Source organism: Leptospira idonii (genome assembly GCF_004770995.1).
GTDB lineage: Bacteria > Spirochaetota > Leptospiria > Leptospirales > Leptospiraceae > Leptospira_A > Leptospira_A idonii.
This window is the reverse complement of record NZ_RQHW01000078.1, coordinates 45,975-63,454: the sequence shown is the minus strand read 5'-3', so window position 1 is coordinate 63,454 and position 17,480 is coordinate 45,975. Positions and strand designations below refer to the sequence as shown.

At 42.6% G+C, this 17,480-nt stretch carries 17 protein-coding genes; 9 read left to right on the top strand and 8 right to left on the bottom strand.

The genetic code is table 11. The annotated features are described in order from the left end of the window. Positions 1-69 precede the first annotated feature (69 nt). From EHS15_RS17355 to EHS15_RS17315, 9 genes are all read left to right on the top strand, one after another. A complete protein-coding gene (locus EHS15_RS17355; RefSeq protein WP_135761860.1) occupies positions 70-1,056 on the top strand; it encodes a TPM domain-containing protein in 987 nt (328 codons plus the stop codon). Between the two features lie 70 nt (positions 1,057-1,126). Continuing rightward, the gene (locus EHS15_RS17350; protein WP_135761859.1) at positions 1,127-2,473 is read left to right on the top strand and encodes a TolC family protein; all 1,347 of its coding nucleotides are present in this window, start codon (positions 1,127-1,129) and stop codon (positions 2,471-2,473) included. Beyond that, the gene (locus EHS15_RS17345) at positions 2,466-3,425 is read left to right on the top strand and encodes an efflux RND transporter periplasmic adaptor subunit (protein ID WP_135761858.1); all 960 of its coding nucleotides are present in this window, start codon (positions 2,466-2,468) and stop codon (positions 3,423-3,425) included. Before EHS15_RS17350 ends, EHS15_RS17345 begins: the two co-directional genes overlap by 8 nt. A gap of 5 nt (positions 3,426-3,430) precedes the next feature. After that, positions 3,431-5,377 (top strand): ABC transporter permease, encoded by a 1,947-nt coding sequence (locus EHS15_RS17340; protein ID WP_135761857.1) that lies wholly within the window; start codon positions 3,431-3,433, stop codon positions 5,375-5,377. Further along, positions 5,378-6,016 carry a TetR/AcrR family transcriptional regulator gene (locus tag EHS15_RS17335; protein WP_135761856.1) on the top strand — a complete coding sequence of 213 codons (639 nt, stop codon included), beginning with the start codon at positions 5,378-5,380 and terminating at the stop codon, positions 6,014-6,016. A 104-nt stretch (positions 6,017-6,120) separates the two neighbouring features. Continuing rightward, the gene (locus tag EHS15_RS17330) at positions 6,121-8,103 is read left to right on the top strand and encodes a plastocyanin (RefSeq protein WP_246052277.1); all 1,983 of its coding nucleotides are present in this window, start codon (positions 6,121-6,123) and stop codon (positions 8,101-8,103) included. A gap of 22 nt (positions 8,104-8,125) precedes the next feature. Next, positions 8,126-8,437 (top strand): PLDc N-terminal domain-containing protein, encoded by a 312-nt coding sequence (locus EHS15_RS17325; RefSeq protein WP_135761854.1) that lies wholly within the window; start codon positions 8,126-8,128, stop codon positions 8,435-8,437. An 86-nt stretch (positions 8,438-8,523) separates the two neighbouring features. Continuing rightward, complete coding sequence (locus tag EHS15_RS17320; protein ID WP_210416374.1) at positions 8,524-9,540, top strand: multicopper oxidase domain-containing protein; 1,017 nt, start codon at positions 8,524-8,526, stop codon at positions 9,538-9,540. A 98-nt stretch (positions 9,541-9,638) separates the two neighbouring features. Beyond that, positions 9,639-10,103, top strand: coding sequence for an SCO family protein (locus EHS15_RS17315; protein WP_246052275.1), 465 nt, complete (start codon positions 9,639-9,641; stop codon positions 10,101-10,103). Here the strand turns inward: EHS15_RS17315 and EHS15_RS17310 are convergent. Genes EHS15_RS17310 through EHS15_RS17275 form a run of 8 tightly spaced genes read right to left on the bottom strand, consistent with a single transcriptional unit; the run spans position 10,096 to position 17,474 of the window. Further along, a complete protein-coding gene (locus tag EHS15_RS17310; protein WP_135761851.1) occupies positions 10,096-12,036 on the bottom strand; it encodes a sensor histidine kinase in 1,941 nt (646 codons plus the stop codon). The two genes, EHS15_RS17315 and EHS15_RS17310, sit on opposite strands and share 8 nt — an antisense overlap. A gap of 35 nt (positions 12,037-12,071) precedes the next feature. Next, entirely contained in the window at positions 12,072-12,722 is a 651-nt protein-coding gene (locus EHS15_RS17305) for an energy transducer TonB (RefSeq protein WP_135761850.1), read from the bottom strand. Next, a complete protein-coding gene (locus EHS15_RS17300; RefSeq protein WP_135761849.1) occupies positions 12,719-13,117 on the bottom strand; it encodes an ExbD/TolR family protein in 399 nt (132 codons plus the stop codon). The genes EHS15_RS17305 and EHS15_RS17300 overlap by 4 nt, the downstream gene beginning before the upstream one ends. A gap of 3 nt (positions 13,118-13,120) precedes the next feature. Continuing rightward, positions 13,121-13,735, bottom strand: a complete 615-nt coding sequence (locus EHS15_RS17295; protein ID WP_135761848.1) for a MotA/TolQ/ExbB proton channel family protein — start codon at positions 13,733-13,735, stop codon at positions 13,121-13,123. A 2-nt stretch (positions 13,736-13,737) separates the two neighbouring features. Continuing rightward, positions 13,738-14,250 (bottom strand): hypothetical protein, encoded by a 513-nt coding sequence (locus EHS15_RS17290; RefSeq protein ID WP_135761847.1) that lies wholly within the window; start codon positions 14,248-14,250, stop codon positions 13,738-13,740. Continuing rightward, complete coding sequence (locus EHS15_RS17285; RefSeq protein WP_135761846.1) at positions 14,250-16,763, bottom strand: TonB-dependent receptor plug domain-containing protein; 2,514 nt, start codon at positions 16,761-16,763, stop codon at positions 14,250-14,252. Before EHS15_RS17285 ends, EHS15_RS17290 begins: the two co-directional genes overlap by 1 nt. Further along, on the bottom strand, positions 16,735-17,085 hold the full coding sequence (locus EHS15_RS17280; RefSeq protein ID WP_135761845.1) for a hypothetical protein: 351 nt from the start codon (positions 17,083-17,085) through the stop codon (positions 16,735-16,737). Before EHS15_RS17280 ends, EHS15_RS17285 begins: the two co-directional genes overlap by 29 nt. Next, positions 17,082-17,474 carry a hypothetical protein gene (locus tag EHS15_RS17275; protein ID WP_135761844.1) on the bottom strand — a complete coding sequence of 131 codons (393 nt, stop codon included), beginning with the start codon at positions 17,472-17,474 and terminating at the stop codon, positions 17,082-17,084. The genes EHS15_RS17280 and EHS15_RS17275 overlap by 4 nt, the downstream gene beginning before the upstream one ends. Positions 17,475-17,480: the final 6 nt, after the last annotated feature.

Sequence of the window (17,480 nt, the reverse complement as noted above, 5' to 3'; positions counted from 1 at the left end):
CTCTTTTTCCTCAGGGAAAAAGGGATTGTCAAAATATTGATTTTGCATAGGATTAAGCCCGGTTCTCTTATGCAAAATCCAATCCTTTCCAGAAGATCCTTATTCCTCTTATTTTCTTTCTCATTATTTTTCTGTTCCAGTTTCATTTTTGCTTTGGATGTGCCTCTCGTCAAAGCGATGTTTACCGATGAAACGATGACTGTTTCTTCTCGGTTCGAAGAAGAGATGGAACAAATTCTGAGATATCATGAAAGTCAAACTTCAAATGAAGTGGCGGTTTTGATGATTCCTACTTTGGCGGGAGAAAGCATAGAAGCCTATTCCATAGAAGTGGCGCAAACTTGGAAGTTGGGGAAAAAACAAAAAGACAACGGGGTTTTGCTTCTGATCGCAAAGGAAGACCGCAAGCTCAGAATCGAAGTCGGCTATGGATTGGAAGGAGTCCTTACCGATGTTCTGTGCAGTAGAATCATAGAAGGAGAAATCAAACCTTATTTCAAAAAGGGAGACTACGAGACGGGGATTCGCAAAGGAGTCGATTCCATATTAGGAATCATTAACGGAACTTATGCGCCCGCACCTCCCAAGGACTATTCTTATTGGGGTCCATTGTCTTTTTTCGGAGACTTTGACGGAGGAGGGGAGAATATTCCTTGGCCGATTCGTCTGTTCGCATCCTTATTCGTTCTTTTTGTTCTGGGAATTTTTACCTATCAGGCAGCTACACTTCCTATCATCGGTTGGTTTCTTTACTTTTTTCTGTTTCCATTTTGGTCTCTTTTTCCGATCGCCTTACACGGAGTAGATATAGGTGTCTCCGTATTTCTGATTTATGCAGTGGGAATAGGACTTTGGAAGTTATACCATCTTCTTACCCCTCATGGAAGAAAAAGAATGGAAGAATATTCTTTCTCTTCAGGAGGAAGTTCCGGTTCGTACGGAGGTGGGGGGAGCGGTTATTCCTCAGGTTCTTCCTGGAGCAGTTCTTCTTCTAGCGGCGGTTTCAGCGGAGGAGGAGGAAGTTTCGGAGGCGGGGGAAGTTCCAGCAGTTGGTAAAATTTTTGAAAAGATAATTACTTCTCAAAATCAGGGGAACTTTTTCATTGAAACTTGGGTTCAATCCATAGTGGCCAAAAATTCCGTTCGATTCTATTGTCTGTTTTTATTTGCGATCTCTCATTCTCTCGGAGCCGAATCCAAAGATCTTCTTGATCTTTGGCATCATGCTCTTCATTACAATCCCGATCTTGCCTATTCCAAAGCGGAATACGAAAGAGCCATCTATGAGAATGAGAAAAGTTATGCGGGCTTTCTTCCTACTGTCACTGCACAGGCTTCTGCCCGTCAATCTTCTAGAAATTTTACAGGTTCGGGAACGGTCAATGATCCCAACTCTGCCGCCAATCAAGCCCAAGGTCAATCTTCCGGACAAGAGGCGGGTTCATCTTCCAATTCAGGAGCTGTGAATCGATATTCCTTGGGTTTGACTACGAATCAAAATATCTTCGCAGGCTTTAAGGACAGAAGCACTCTCGATAAAACGGAAGCATTGATTGTTGTCGCAAAGCAAACATTAGAAGATACAAAATTACGTATCTCTTACGAACTGAGGGTAGCTTATTCTCAAGTTTTATATTCTAAAAATCTTACCGCACTTACGGAAGAGATTTTGGATCGAAGGAAAAAAAACAGAAATCTAGTGAAACTTCGATACGAAGGAGGTAGGGAGCACAAAGGTTCCTATCTGATGAGCGAGGCTGCCGTCAAACAAGCAGAGTATGACTTGGAACAGGCGACTAGAACGGAAGAAGTAAATTTAGCCGAGTTAAAAAGAATTCTCACTTCTTCGATTGATCAGAAAAAAATCCAAATTTCGGGAAATCTTCTCAAACCGACACCTCCTAAAGAAACAAAATGGGAAGAATGGGTGGCAAACCATCCTCAGTTGATGGCGGAACAAGCGAAAGTAAAGGCAGCTTTGGCGGGAGTTTCCGTAGCGGAGAGTCGGTTTTATCCGGACGTAAGCATCAGTGCCACTATGACCCGCCAAGACGATGTTTGGCTGCCTAAACCGAGAAACTATTCCTTCGGATTGAACTTCAGTTATCCGATCTTTAACGGAGGGACAGATTACTATAACGTAAAAATCGCCCGCACCGAACATGAAAAGTCGATACATCAAAGAGACATCAAAAAAAACCAATTGGAATATTCTTTGGAACAATCTTACCAAGCTCTGAGGAATGCCATAGACAACGTAGATGTTCTGGAAAATTATTACCAAGCGGCGGAAGTGCGTGCAAAAATCGCCAGGTCTCAATATTCCAACGGGCTTTTGAGTTTTGAAAACTGGGATATCATCGAAAACGATCTGATCAACCGTGAAAAAAATCTTTTGTCCGGCAAAAGAGACGCAAATCTTGCGGACGCAACCTGGCTTAGAAATATAGGAAAGAGTATTTCAGATGAATAAAAAATGGATTTTGGCGGCCACGGCCCTTTTGGTTCTTCTCTCCGGAGGTTATTATTATTTTTTCGCAGGTTCTAAAAAGGAAAAGTTCGTTTATCAACAATTAAATGTAAAACGGGGAAACCTAAACGTATTCGTGAGAGCTACAGGAAGCGTTCAGCCCAAAAACAGATTGGAGATCAAACCTCCCATCGCGGGAAGAATCGAATCGGTTCTTGTAGAAGAAGGGAATGTTGTTTCCAAAGGTAAAATGTTGGCCTGGATGAGTTCCACCGAGAGAGCTGCCTTACTCGATGCTGCCAGAGCCAAAGGGGCGAACGAACTGAAAGAATGGGAAGATCTATACAAACCCACTCCCGTTCTTGCACCTCTTCGTGGTTTGGTGATCGCAAATAATATACGTCCCGGACAAACTGTCACTCAACAAGACATTCTATATGTTCTTTCCGACTCTTTGATCGTTCAGGCGAAGGTGGACGAAACCGATTTGTCCCGCATAAAAAAAGGACAAAAGGCGATGCTGACGATCGATTCTTTCCCGGGAGAAGCCATCCGTGGAGAAGTATCCCATATCGCCTATGAAGCTGTGACCGAAAATAATGTGACGGTATATACTGTGGATATCAATCCTTTATCTCATCCTGAATTTTTAAGAAGCGGTATGTCTTCCACTGTGGATTTTATCTTTGCGGAAGAAAAAGATGTTCTGGTTGTTCCGAACGAATCCGTCTTTCAAGAGAACGGAAAAAATTTCGTTTGGGTCAAAAAAGGAAAAGATTCCGAAAAATATGTCCCTCAGGAAGTGACTCTAGGGATATCCGATGACAGTTATACTCATTTAAAATCCGGGTTGGAAGAGGGAGAAGTTTTTTATCTGAAAAAACAAATTCAAAAACAGAAGCCGGCAGCGAACAGCGGAGGGCCTTTTTCCACTCCTCGTATTCCAAGGAGATAAGTTCTTTGGAACTCATTCGAATCAAGGACATCGTAAAAACATATAACACTGGTTCTTTGCAGTTCGCAGTGTTGAACAAAGTGTCCCTTTCCATCCAACAAGGGGAGTTCATCGCCATTATGGGAGCTTCCGGTTCCGGAAAATCGACTTTGTTGCAGATTTTAGGACTTTTGGACGGATTCGATTCGGGCTCTTATCTTTTGTTCGGTGAAGAAATTGCCAGTAAAACACCCGATCAACTTTCCGATCTTCGTGCAAGTAAGCTGGGATTTATCTTCCAGCAGTTCCATCTTCTGTCCAGAACGGATGCTTTATTCAATGTAAGTCTACCTAGTCTTTATTCTTCCATCGAGGCGCCTGAAAAACTAGCATTCTCACTGTTGCAAAAAGTAGGATTAGAAGATCGATCCCATCACAAACCGAACGAGTTGTCCGGAGGACAACAACAGAGAGTTGCAATCGCAAGAGCTCTTTTTAACTCTCCAGGAATTTTGTTTGCGGACGAACCTACGGGAAACCTGGATTCCAAAAGCAAAATCGAAATCATGAATGAACTGAAGAAACTTCATTCGGAAGGCAAAACCATCATCATGGTCACTCATGAACCGGAGATGGCGGAGTTTTGCGATCGAGTGATTCATTTCAGTGACGGAAAAATCGTCAGAGAAGAAAAACGATCCAAGCCTAAAAAAGAAAGTTTCGAAATTCATCCTTCTCCTAAAAGAAGAAACACTTCCGAAATCATATTCAAATCCTTGCAAACGGCACTCCGCACCCTTTTGGCTAACCGAGCTCGTTCCTTTCTTTCCGCACTTGGAATTTTATTCGGAGTGGCTGCTGTAATCGCCGTTATGGCATTAGGTGAAGGTGCTAAAAAAAGCATAGAAGATCAATTCAGTTCCATGGGTTCCAACCTTCTTATGGTGCGGACAGGAGGTTCCCGATCGGGAGGAGTTTCCATGGAGGCGGGGGCTGTGGCCCGAATCGATTTGTCCGATGTGGAGGCGATTCACAAAAAACTGAACGGAATCGTAAACATCAGCGGAACGGTCAACGGTAGGGCCCAGGCAGTGTATCTCAACCGAAACTGGAATACTATGATCATGGGAGTGCAGCCGGGTTACGGAGTTCTCAGAAACATGCTTCCTGCAAACGGGCGTTTTTTTACGGAAAAGGAAAATTCCGACAGAAATCTTGTGGCTCTTATCGGACAAACCGTAGTGCGCGAGTTATTCGGAGATACGGAGCCGGTAGGAAAATACATCAAACTCAATCGAATTCATTTTAAGGTGATCGGAGTTCTGCCTGAAAAAGGAAGCGGAGGGTTTCGGGATCAGGATGATATCGTTCTCGTTCCAATGCAAACTGCTCTTAGGCGGGTTCTGAACCGGGACAGCATCGATGGAATCGAAATGGAACTTTCGGAGTCCGTCGATAGGGATATTTTTTCGAGCGATCTTAAATCCATCCTGCATCAAAGACATAATACCAATGAAACGATGGGAAATTTATTCCAAATCATGAGTATGGCGGACATTCAGTCCGCAGTTTCCGAAACGAGCAAAACCATGTCTTCTCTTCTGATCGGGATCGCAGCTATCTCTCTCATTGTAGGCGGCATTGGAATTATGAACATTATGTTGGTCTCCGTTAAAGAAAGAACGAGAGAAATCGGTTTGAGAAAAGCATTGGGTGCAAGAAACAATGACATTAGAATTCAATTTTTAATCGAATCGGTTATGGTCAGTCTGATCGGTGGAGCAGTGGGAGTGTTCGTAGGAGTCGCAGCCATTTATTTTCTACAGGAGTTTGCAGGCTGGACGGCAATCATCTCTCCTTTTTCTTTGGGGGTCTCTTTGTTTTTTTCGACCGCAACGGGGATTATTTTCGGATGGTGGCCTGCCGAATTGGCATCCAAATTGAGTCCAATTACTGCGCTGCGTTACGAATAGATGAAGAAAAAAGTTTCTCCCAGAAAATCGCCTCAACAATCCAGATCCAAAGAGAGGTATCAAAAAATTCTGGATACCGCATTCGATCTGTTAAGTGAGTTCGGGTATGATGCACTCACTACCGATTTGATTGCGGAACGATCCGGCATATCCGTAGGTTCTATCTATCAATTTTTTCCCAATAAAGAAGCCATCGTTTATACTCATGCGGAAACTTGTTATCTCAATCTCCATGATCATTTTTTCGGTTTGATCCGGGAGGAAATGAAAACTAGAAAAAAATTCGATTCCAAACTCATCGATGTTACTCTGAATGCTTTTGCTAGAACTCTTGAAGAAGTGAAGGGATACCATCTGGTCGAATCCATCCTTTACACTCATCCCGAACTTCTTCTTTTGGATCAAAAAAGCAACGAACGATTTGCCAATTCTCTTGCTAAAATTCTTTTTCTTCCTTTATTTCCGAATCTTTCCAAAGAGAGGGCAACCCATGTTGCACTCATCACAGTGGAAACGGTCGATTCGATTTTTAAGTCGATTTATAGGGAACCTGGGCGCTCCAAACAGAAAGAGAAAAAAATCGTCGATGAGCTGAAGCTGTTCCTTTTGGCCTATTTCGAAAAATTAAGCAAAAACTAGCCTGAAAACCGTTATTTTTCCTTCGAAATCATCTTGACACATTTGACATATTGCCTTATATTTTTGAAAATATGAGGTATGCCTCATATTTAGGAAGACTAGGAATGAAACTAATTCACGTTATTTCGGTTCACCTTCTTCTCTTCGGCCTTCTGTTTTTTTCTTTGGGCCAGTGTAAGGGAGAAGATCCTGCCGCTTCAGCTTTTGTCCATGTCACGATGATGGACAACGCTTTCCATCCTCCGGTAATCCGCACATTCAAAGGCGGAAAAATCCGGTTCGTCAATGAAGGGAATAACCCTCATAATGCGATTGCAACAGATAAGTCTTGGACGACTGAGACTACCTATGGGCAACTAACAATGCTTCGGGGCGCACAGGCGGATGTTTTTTATCCGGAAGAAGGAGTTTTTCCTTACTTCTGTTCCTTCCATGCATCTCCGGACGGAAAAGTGGGAATGACGGGAGTGGCGGTCATCGGTAACGCTTCCTATTCGCCACAAACAAACGCAAGTAAATCGAAAATTTCCAAACAATGGTCCGGGGTCACTCGTAAGGTTCCTTCGCAATATCCCACCATTCAAAATGCAGTGGATGCGGCTCAACCTGGAGATTTGATTCTCATCGCAAAAGGAATTTATAAGGAAGAGGTGGTTGTAACGACTCCTTCTCTTGTGATTCGAGGAGAAGATCGTTCCGAAACCATCATCGACGGGGAATTCCTGAGAGGGAACGGAATCATGGTTGTTGGTGCGGACGGAGTTGCCGTAGAAAACCTAACAACTAGAAATGCGACTCTGAACGGAGTGTATTGGACCGGCGTAAAAGGATATAGAGGTTCTTATATCACCGCTTATAACAACGGGGATTACGGAGTATATGCGTTCGATTCCGTCGACGGAATTATGGAACATTCTTACGGATCAGGCTCTCCCGATTCCGGTTTTTACATAGGACAGTGTAATCCTTGTAAAGCGATTGTGTACAATGTGATCTCGGAGAACAACGCTTTGGGATATTCCGGAACCAATGCCAGCGGGGATTTGTATTTGCTGTCTTCCGTATGGAGAAAAAACCAGTTGGGACTAGGACCGAACACTTTGGATCGCGAACTTCTTCCTCCTCAGAAAAACATAGTCATCAAAAAGAATTTGGTCTACGACAACAACAACTTGGAAGCTCCTTCCAAAAAACTGGAAATTCCTTCCATAGGAAACGGAATTGCTTTGTTAGGTGGATTGGAAAACTCAGTAGACGGAAACCTTGTTTTTCATCACAAAAACTATGGAATCCTAGTGACTCTGAATATAGATGAGAACATTTGGATTTCCAATAACAACGAAGTGAAAAACAATACGGTTGTATCTTCAGGAAGGGGAGACATCGCAGTCAGCGGTCCTGTCAGCGTAGGAAACTGTTTTGAGAATAATAAATATAATGTGGCAAGCCCTCCTTTATTGGAGACATTCCAATCCTGCGGAAAAATTCGTTATCCTCTTTCGGGAGATCTTTCTTCTACCATCGGACTTTTGGCTTTGTTCGTGCAAGCGAACTTAGGCGATTTCGATTTGGGCGATTATAAAACCCAACCGGCTCCACCTAATCAAGAGAACATGCCTAAGGAACTTGAGAAAAAGATTCTTCCTGCACACGATGTGTTCGAAACGAATAAGTATCTGATTGAAAAAGCGGAACTTCCTTCGATCGCAAAATCCGAATTGGAAGCCTATAGAAAAGCGGGGAAATTAAACACTTCTGCGTTTCAGGTTCATTTTCCGGGAACATGGAAAACTTGGTTCTTCCACATTGTGGGATTCCTTCTTCCTTTTTCTATCTTCGCATCTTGGACCGGGCTTGCTCTTTTGGACAAAATGAACCGCAAACCGACATCCTTACAAGGCGATCTTTCCTTTTGGTTGATTCTGCTTCTTCCTTTTATCGGTTCTCTTCTCGTTCTTTTCTCTAAGGAAAGTTTGGTGCCGAAAAAAGTCAGAAACGTTGTAGTATTCGGAGGAACGGGACTTTTCCTTTCCATTTTGGTTATGGCGGTATATGCCATCATTGCAGTAACAGGCCCAGCGGCTTAATGAAATATTAGGAGATTGATTTATGGAAACAACATTAGCAGTACCGGGAGCATGGACTTACTTTATCGGGTCGTATGCATATTATCTTCCTTTCGTATTAACATCGATTTGGTCACCAATCGCACTTTTTGATTTGTCTCAAAAGAAGGATCTAACGGATTCAAAAACTTATATTTGGGCGTTCGTGATCCTTTTGATTCCCATCTTCGGAGCGGCCGCCTATCTTTTGTTCGGCAATTCAGGATTTGAGAAGAAGTTCAAACAGATCGCTGTAGGAGGCGGATTCGGAGTCTTGATCCTGGTTTGGATCTTGAGCTTGGTTTCCCAAATTTAGTTTGCATCTTTCTCGTTTCGGTTTGAGGTAAAAAGGTGGATCGGAAAAGTTTTCTCACCACTCTGGGGTTCGGAGTTTCAGGATTTATGGGAGCCATTTTCGGCTCCTATTCCAACAAAGCTCCGAACCAATACTCTTCGGGAGATATTTGTTCTTCTCCGCCTTCTGCAACTTCCGATGAAATCAAACAGCCGTTTCGATTCACTGCAGATTCGTATGTGAATTCGATCGGTGCCAACGGAAGTTTGCGAGCCACCAATAATTATGGGAGTATGGCTCATCCTCCTTTTCATATCAAAGAGGAATACACTAGCCGTTTTTATTTTCCACCAAACTATCGTTTGGATTCTGCGAAAACCAAAGAGTTTAATCTCAATGTGTTTCCTTTGAACGTGGATATCGCTCACGGCGTCAGTTATTCCGCTTGGACGTTCGATGGAACGGTTCCAGGTCCCATATTGAGAGCTAGATTGGGTGATGATCTTCTCATTCATGTGAAAAACTCTAGTCCTGATCCTCACTCCTTACATTTTCATGGAACTCATGATCCGGGAGAGGATGGTTGGGAACCAATTCCTTCCTTTGGAGAAAAGACCTATAAAATCCAAGCGGGTCCTGTGGGGATTCATCCTTATCATTGTCATGTGCCTCCTTTGACTCTTCATACAGCCAAAGGTCTGTTCGGTGCTTTTATCGTAGATCCTCTGACTCCCAGACCTCCTGCACACGAATTCGTTCTTACCTTTTCCGGTTGGGACACTAAGAACAAAGGCAAAAACGATTTTTATACCTGGAACGGAGTGTCCGGGCTTTACGATAGATACCCTATGAAGGTTCCTGTGGGAGAAAAAGTTCGGTTTTACGTTCAAAATCTTTTGGAACTGGAACCTGTGTTTACTTTTCACCTTCATGCACAGACCTTCGATATCATTCGTAATTTAGGAAGTACGAAACCGGACGGTCATTCCGATGTGGTGACTCTGGGCCCGACGGAAAGAGCAGTGATCGAGTTTACTCTTCCTAAAAAAGGAAGATATATGTTTCATCCTCATCAGACTCATATGGCTGAGAACGGAGGTATGGGTTGGATCGTCGCCATCTAAAGTTCATTCTCTTATCGGCTCTTTGTTCGATTTTATTTGTTTTCTATTGTTCTGAAAAGAAACAAAACGGACCTAAAATTTCGCAGGAGCTTTTAGGTTTGGATTTTCGGAGTCCGGAAGGGGATCGTCTGGATCCAGAATTTTGGAAAGAGAAGAAAAAGGTTTTGTATTTCGGTTTTTCCCATTGCCCGGACATGTGTCCTACTGCACTTACCAGCTTCGGACGCGCCTCTCTCATCTTAGGTGATAAAGCGAACAAGTATAGATTCGTTTTCGTAAGTTTGGATCCGGAAAGAGATTCTCCGGAAAAATTGAAGACTTATGTTACAGGTTTCCCTGGAAAAAATCTGACAGCATTGTCTCCTGCCCCGGAAACAATGAAAAAGCTACATGAAGTATTTCCTATCCTTCATAGAAAGGTAAACACGAATGGAAGTTATATGATAGATCATACGAATTTGATTTTCGTCATCGATGAAGAATTGAATCAAATCGCCAGTATACCAGGAGGAGTTTCTGCAACCGCTCTTGCGGAGAAATTGAGAGAAATCGATTCTATGTAGATTTGGGTATTTCTAAATATACCCTGGTTCCCGCAGGATAATTTCTGGAGATTTCGAATTTATTTCCCGGAAAACTATGATCCAACCTTTCTTTGATATTGCCAAGAGATCTGGACCAAAGTTTTTCTTCGTCGTTCAAAACCTCTTCGCTGATTCCTGCTCCCGTATCGAAGACGGTCAACTGAAGATTGCCATCTTTATCTTGTTTGGCGTTAATGAAAATGAACCAATTGCCTTGACTGGAATTTCTAAATCCGTGTTTGAAAGAGTTTTCTATGATCGGTTGAATCACTAGAGGAGGTATGAAGGTATTTTTAAAATCTCCCGTTTTTTTAAACTCTATCGTGACAGTATCGTAAAATCTTAATTTTTGAAGATGAAGATAATCGTCTATAAACTCCCATTCTTCTTCGAAAGGGATCAGATCTCTGTCCGTTTTGTCGGAGAAAAATCGGTAATTATTCGCCAATCTCAAAATCGCATCTCCGATTAACTCAGGTTTGATCTTATGAAGCGCATGAATCGTATTCAAAGAATTGAATAGATAATGAGGGCTCATTTTTGTTTGAAGTGTTTTTAATTGAACTTCTTTCAGGGATTTTTCCGTCTTAAAAAGATTCGCCTGAGATTCCTGCAGTTTTTGCGCGTTCGAAAACATCATTTTTTCCAAAGCAAGCCCTTGGCCGAAAACTCCGAATAAAACTCCCCAATAGGCGACCCTGGTAAAGCCGGATTGATCTCGTATCGCCAAATAGATTTCGATCACCACGAGAATCAATGTGGCACTGAATCCGATGAAATGAGGAAGTGCCATCGCCTTGCCCTTTCTCCAGGACAAAAAAGTAACTACGATCGGCCCAAGGATATTGAGGATACTGAAAAGTACTAAAAAGTATCTGATTTGTATGAAGAAAGAATGTACTTCAGGAGAAACATCCAAATTCAAACAAAGAACCGTGCTGGCTGTTCCTATGATTAGGTTGAGATAGATAAGAACGTCCAAAATATACCATTTTCCAGGACCGAATAACCTTCTTAAGCCGGAGTGCATGGGAATATAGACGAAGTTCGAAGCTATCATCGAAATGAAGAACAAACTGTATCTATCGGTGGATAAAAATCGAAAGTAATCGTTCGTGCTGAAGCCTAATAGTCCGAACAAAAAGGCGAATATGGAAAAATCGAGAAGGACAAAGTATCTTTTTTTATATCCTATGAAATATACAAGTGCACAGATGATTCCTATCATTAGGAAAAATGAATATAGAAACAAGGGAATCAAATTGTTGTTTGCGAATTTATTATATATAGTGGATTGGGATGCGATTCGGTTTTCGATGGAATTGATTCCGAAAAGAAACCCTTCTCTGTGAAGAATTCTAAGGTAATAGTATTGGTCCGGTTTTTGATCGAGAGAAACCCAGTTGAATTGAGTATCTAATAAAGAAGGTATCACCACCGCATCGTTTTCAAATTCATCTCCGAATTGAAACAGCAAATCCCCTTTGTCGGTATAAACTTGGAAATACGCACCCGCATGTTCCAATAGAGTGTATGGATTTTCGATATCTTCTATGTTTACCGCTTTGACTCTCATCCAAACGAATCTGGAAATCGCCAAATTGGTGAGCTCTTCCGTGTTCATCCATATATTCGTATCTACAATCCAGGGAAGATTTTCAAAAGTGTCGAATTCGTATTTACCTTCGGAGTTCTTCGGCAAATCACCTAACAAATATGAGGATTCAGGGGAGATGAAACTGAACTTTCGAGAGGTTTCCGATTTTTGTCTCTCGGACTTCGACATGTTTCTTTCGTTTGTAGGGTTGAATACTAGATAAAAGACAGTGGTAAGAGTGAAGGCGAACAGTGCGATGGATAAAAAAGGTTTTCCTATCTGAGCATCCAGCCATTGATATAATTTGTCTATCATTGCACCCTCAGATAGGAATTTTCTTTCCTAGCCTATTAATCATCAAGTGAAAAAGTGATCGCTTGTCTATGCGCCATCTTTCTCGGTTGGCCTTGCACATAACCGGGACTAAATCTTAGTCGTTTGACGATTTGCATAGTCGCTTCATCAAAACCGTAACCGGCTCTACCTGAAACGATTTTTGCGCTTTCGATACTTCCGTCTTCGTTTACCTGAACAAGAAGAATCACTCTTTTCTCATTGATATTCGCCGCCTTTGCCTGAGGAGGAAAATATTCCTTCAGGTCGAAATCGATGATAGGAGTAGGAAGCTTGTCTCCGTTATACGAAAAAAGATATCCGTCTTTGTCCGTCCCGTTCCCCGCAAGTTTATTAGGATCCAGATCGGATTCGTCCGGCGCATCTTTGTTTTTATCCGTTCCTTCCACCCATTCCTGTTTTTCCACAGGAGCCGGTGAGGAAGTTCCTCCGATGAGTTCCGGCGGAATTTCTTCGAAGTTTACATCTACGTCTTCGAATTCGGAGGTGTCCGCATATTCTTCCGTTCTCATCTGACTTATCTTATAACCGGCATAAGTTGTGATATGAAGAAGAAGACTGGCAATCAAACAAAGATGAAAGACTCTTTCTTTGTTTTGTTTGACCGATTCCTTGAATTCGACTACGAATTGAGCAAAGGTTTTCATTTTTTCACGCTGAGAGCGATTCTGGTGATTCCCGTTTTTCGAATGACTCCCATAAGCTCAGTGATTTTTCCGTAAGGAAGAGTCTCATCTGCCGAAAGAGTTAATCGCGTGTTAGGCTTTATTTTTGCTTCTCTTTCCAGCTTCCTTACGAGTTCAGTCGCATCTACGTCTTTCCCTTCGAGTAAAATCGCTCCGGTTTTAGTGATCGCTACTTGAGTGGACTCAGCAACATTCGGATCCGCAGCTTGTACTTTCGGAAGGTTGATATTCAAACTTTCCTTTTTGAGGAAGTTTGCCGTAACCATGAAGATCACAAGCAGCACTAAGATCACATCCACCATCGGTGTGATATTGATACTGCCGATTTCTTCTTCTTGAGAACTTGATTGAGCCATGATTTATACCTTCGATTTGTTGATCTGAAAGGATAAAAACTCTTTCTTGAGGATCTCTAAGTTCTGCAAAATGACTTTTGCTTTTCTGGAAAAATAATTATTCGCCATAACCACCGGGATCGCAACGGCAAGACCTGCAGCAGTTGCCAAAAGGGCTGTGGAGATGGAGCGCATCACAACTTCTGCACCTGAACTTCCTAAAGTCCCTAGACCGTGGAAGGCTTTGATTACGCCTAACACAGTTCCCAACAAACCGATGAAAGGTGCATTGTTTCCTAGTGTATTCAGGATCGGGAGTCTTCTTTCCAAAAGAAGTTTTTCGGAAAGAATTTGACCTTCTAGGCTTTCATCCAGTCCCTTTTTTCCCAGACTCAATTGTCTTAGAGCGAAGTTTACGAAACGAGAGTAGATGGATTCGTCGCTTACGTTCGTTTTCCAGTTTACTTCAGGTTCTTCCTGCAGTGAATTTCTGACTTCTTCCAGATACGTATCGTTGAGTTTCCCCATCGATTTTTTGAAGTATAAAAATCTTTCAAGAAAGACCGCTACTGCGACTATACTTGCCAGTCCCATGGAGATGAAAATAAGTTCTTCACCTAACCCTACATATTCTTGCATAACTATTCTCCTTTCTGAATTAAGTTAAATAATAACAGATTTAAAATTTCCGAATCGCTCACTTGATTGTTCGTCGCTTGAAAGCAGGAACGGATACATGCCGTCACTTTCGCATTGTTTGCACTTGAAATGAGCAGATTTTGACTTGTGGAAGTTTTACATTCATTGGTGTCGATTTTGATCGTCCAATCGGTCGTCTGACAATCGAATACGCAAGATTGTCCTCTCTCTGACATTTTACTAAATCCGCTGGTTTGTCGAATCGCTGTGCATTGCGTTTCTTTTGCGGATTGAGAAGTAACAGTCTGGGTTGTTCCTTGGCTTGCGGCCAGGATGACAAAACAATCCTCTTGTTTTTTTGCCGCAGTCGCACAGGAAGCGGTTGCGGAAGGCTGTGAAAGCGCCAATTGCAAAAGCAAAACCTCTCCATACTTGTCGTCGTATTTACTTTGGTCTTCACAGGAAGAAAAAGTAAACAATGTAACTAGAGTTAAAATTAGGCGGGTTAATCTCATCAGAAGTGAACCTCCATACCTACGTTGAAGAAAGGAATGACAGTGCCTCCGGGCATTTCCAAGGTTCCGAATGTCTGGCTGGGAACAGGATTCGTTGCGGAAAAAGGTTTTGAATTGTCGAAGTTTTCTCCGTTTGTGTTCTTGCGAAGATAAACGTTCACTATTTCCAGATACCAGTTGATGTATCCCCAGGAGTAGTTTTCGAACTTATCGAAACGAATGTCCAGACGATGAAAGTCGGCTCCTCTTTTTACGTTTCCATATTCTGACGTATAAGGATTGTTAGAGTAAACTGAGTTCCAATAAGTGATTCCGTTCAAAGGATTGGAAAATCTTCCTCCGTCATCGCCGATGATCGGTCTAGTAGGAGTGGAAGTAAGATAACTCCATCTTCCTCCGATTTGATAATCTTCCGTAACTCTCCATCCGTAAATCAAGTTGATGACGTGCGTTCTGTCCCAAGCCGCCAGTTGTTCCTTGGAGTTGGGGAAAAACTCGGCCAATATTCTTCTTTCCATTCCGGACAACTGAGAGTTGTCTCCGTCGTAGATTTGATAGATATTATTGTTCGTGAAAGTTTGAGACCAGGTATAAGACAACCAGCCGAACCAGTCTCTGCTTCCTTGTTTCGAGTTTTTTCGAATGAGTAGTTCGTATCCGTGAGACCAGCCTGTTTCCCTATTTGAATAGTTTAACGCTCTATTGGCGACGACAGGATTCGACATCCATTGGGTTTTATCCGGGTTCATCCCGATGGGAGTGGAGATATAAGGATCGCTTACGATGGTATCCGTAAATTGGTTTTTGAAAACCTCCACTTTGATCTGCCATACGGAATTGAATTTTTGATCCACACCCACACTGAACTTTCTTGCCTTCTCGAAACGAAGATCCGGGTTTCCCGTCTCTTTGTTAAAGACTGTCGTTTGAGGAAAACGAGCGACATCCCCGCCGTTTCCGTAAATGGTCAGACCGTTTCCTATTTTGGGGAAAGTATAAGCCATTGTGGCTCTAGGAGTCAGGGCACCGTTTCTTGTGACTTCCAAATGGTCGTAACGAACTCCCGGTTCGAATAAGAAGTTTCCGTATTTGAAGTGTAAGGTTGTGTAACCGTTGTAATAGCCGGAAATTCCTTTCACGCTCAATGGTTGTGAGGTGAAATCGGGATTTGTCGTATTGTAAGGGTTTGGTGAAGGATTGTTCGGGTTCGTAAGCCTGATTTGGTCTCCGTAGTCCCGGAAAGATAATCTACGATATTCGGATCCGAAGTCTATCTTCAAAAAATCGAAGGCCTTCCAAGTAGCATCTTGCCTCACGCCAGTATAGTTCGGTCTTACATATTGTTTTCCTTGGATGGTTCCGATTCCCACATTGTATTCCTGGATAGGATCAAAGTTAATCAATGTAATACGGTTTTGAAATTTGTCTCCGGGAGCCCAAGTATAACGAAGAGCCGTTGTTCTGAAACTTTGTCCGAAAGATGCTTTCGCTCCCGAAAAAGTGGAGATAGGATCTTTGGTAGGATCGTTCGCCACCTTGTTTGGCAGATCGATCGCAAAGTTATCCTGAGCGGTTAGGTTATAGAAAGAGATTTGGTGTTCCGGCGTGAAATTATAAACATACTTGATTTGAGAATCGTTGTATCTGGGAAGACGTATCCCTTCCGGAAGCAAACCGGAAGCACCTATGGTTTTATCCAAATATCCCAATTTACCAGCGATGGCCAAATACCCTTTTCCATTCGGAGTAGGAGTGGCTGCATAGGCTGTAGTGTTCCAAAGGGAAACTTGAAAAGCACCTTTCGCTTTTTGGATCGTGTCGACTGTTTCAATTTCGATCACCCCGCCTGTCGCGTTGTTAAAGTTCGCAGGATGAGCTCCCGAATACAAATCGATCGTTTTGATCAAATCGTTGTGAATGACGGAAGTTAAACCGTCCAAGTGATAAGGATAAAGAATCGGAAGATCGTCGTAAAGATAGGTATTCGATTGAGGATCGGCACCTCGGACAATGATACCGTTCGCACCACCTCCGAATCCGATATTGGGAATCACACCGGGAAGTGTTTCCAGGGAACGAAGAGCTTCTCCGAAAGTCCCGGGCATACGTTTGATTTCTTCGTATCGAACCTTTGTGCGGGCAGCCACTGTTTTTTCACGTTCGCCTTCCACCACAATTCCACCTTTAACGGAAGTTTGTTCTTTTTTTTCCGTATAGATGGTTCTTGATTCGTCTGTTGCACCGACGGAGATTTTGACCTCTTGCATTCCTGTATCTCTTAAAAGACGAAGAGTGTATTCTCCTTGAGAAGGAAACTCCAGAGTTACGTTTCCTTCCGCATCCGTTTGAAAAAACTTTTTGGTTTCAAAAACCATAATGGAAAGGTTCTTTTCGCCTGCATCTTTCTTAGGGCTGTATAACTTTGCTTTGATGCTGACGGAGAGCAGAGGGCTGCCCGTAAGGATCAGACAAAAGAATAAGAACTTACTTAATTTGTTGTTTACTGAGTTCATTGAAGTTCATGTACCAAGGTATGTCGCCTGGATCTTTCTCCAGGTAGATTAATAAACAAGTGATAGGGAAACCTACGAAAGGACATCCGACTCTGGTAAGTGAAATCGTACAAAGGTCTAAATTTCTTTTCAAGGGTTCATTGATTACAAGAATGGCCGGCTCAGGGATAGGAGTTCCGCATTTGTCCGCCGCAAATTTCGCTGCCGCATAAATTTGACTTTGTGCGTCGTTTACGGCGACTCTATCTTCTCCTGGAGCGCAGGATATAAAACCGGCTAACATAAAACTAGCGACTACAAATAAAGAGAGTTTTCTTTTCATCGTCCGCCCTTCTTTTTATTCGCATCTACAGGTTGTTTCATATCACCTACCACATCTGCGCTCACATGTACAACTGTGACAAGTCCCAGAGGAAAATAAGGTCTGTCTTCCTGTTGGATTTGGATGTTGATGAGAGTTCTTCCTTCCGGAAATTTTTCCAATGCTTGGCTCAGCGCCAGTTCCACATTCGGCTCCTTAGTTACGGGAATCATTCCCAGGATGTAGAAGGCGGAATCTTGTCCGTAACCTCTTCCCAAGATCACATAATCGCCGGAACGAACCACTGTCGCCGCATCGAAAACCTGTATCTCGTTTTTGATTTTCGCACCGATGCAGGAACTGAATCCGATCATCGAGACAGTTAAGAATATTTTAATATAGAGTTTCATGATGGG

Bases quoted from the DNA above. Each gene is read 5' to 3' on its own strand.
- EHS15_RS17355 (WP_135761860.1), top strand. From the start codon at position 70: ATGCAAAATCCAATCCTTTCCAGAAGATCCTTATTCCTCTTATTTTCT.
- EHS15_RS17345 (WP_135761858.1), top strand. From the start codon at position 2,466: ATGAATAAAAAATGGATTTTGGCGGCCACGGCCCTTTTGGTTCTTCTC.
- EHS15_RS17335 (WP_135761856.1), top strand. From the start codon at position 5,378: ATGAAGAAAAAAGTTTCTCCCAGAAAATCGCCTCAACAATCCAGATCC.
- EHS15_RS17330 (WP_246052277.1), top strand. From the start codon at position 6,121: ATGAAACTAATTCACGTTATTTCGGTTCACCTTCTTCTCTTCGGCCTT.
- EHS15_RS17325 (WP_135761854.1), top strand. From the start codon at position 8,126: ATGGAAACAACATTAGCAGTACCGGGAGCATGGACTTACTTTATCGGG.
- EHS15_RS17320 (WP_210416374.1), top strand. From the start codon at position 8,524: ATGGGAGCCATTTTCGGCTCCTATTCCAACAAAGCTCCGAACCAATAC.
- EHS15_RS17310 (WP_135761851.1), bottom strand. From the start codon at position 12,036: ATGATAGACAAATTATATCAATGGCTGGATGCTCAGATAGGAAAACCT.
- EHS15_RS17305 (WP_135761850.1), bottom strand. From the start codon at position 12,722: ATGAAAACCTTTGCTCAATTCGTAGTCGAATTCAAGGAATCGGTCAAA.
- EHS15_RS17300 (WP_135761849.1), bottom strand. From the start codon at position 13,117: ATGGCTCAATCAAGTTCTCAAGAAGAAGAAATCGGCAGTATCAATATC.
- EHS15_RS17295 (WP_135761848.1), bottom strand. From the start codon at position 13,735: ATGCAAGAATATGTAGGGTTAGGTGAAGAACTTATTTTCATCTCCATG.
- EHS15_RS17290 (WP_135761847.1), bottom strand. From the start codon at position 14,250: ATGAGATTAACCCGCCTAATTTTAACTCTAGTTACATTGTTTACTTTT.
- EHS15_RS17285 (WP_135761846.1), bottom strand. From the start codon at position 16,763: ATGAACTCAGTAAACAACAAATTAAGTAAGTTCTTATTCTTTTGTCTG.
- EHS15_RS17280 (WP_135761845.1), bottom strand. From the start codon at position 17,085: ATGAAAAGAAAACTCTCTTTATTTGTAGTCGCTAGTTTTATGTTAGCC.
- EHS15_RS17275 (WP_135761844.1), bottom strand. From the start codon at position 17,474: ATGAAACTCTATATTAAAATATTCTTAACTGTCTCGATGATCGGATTC.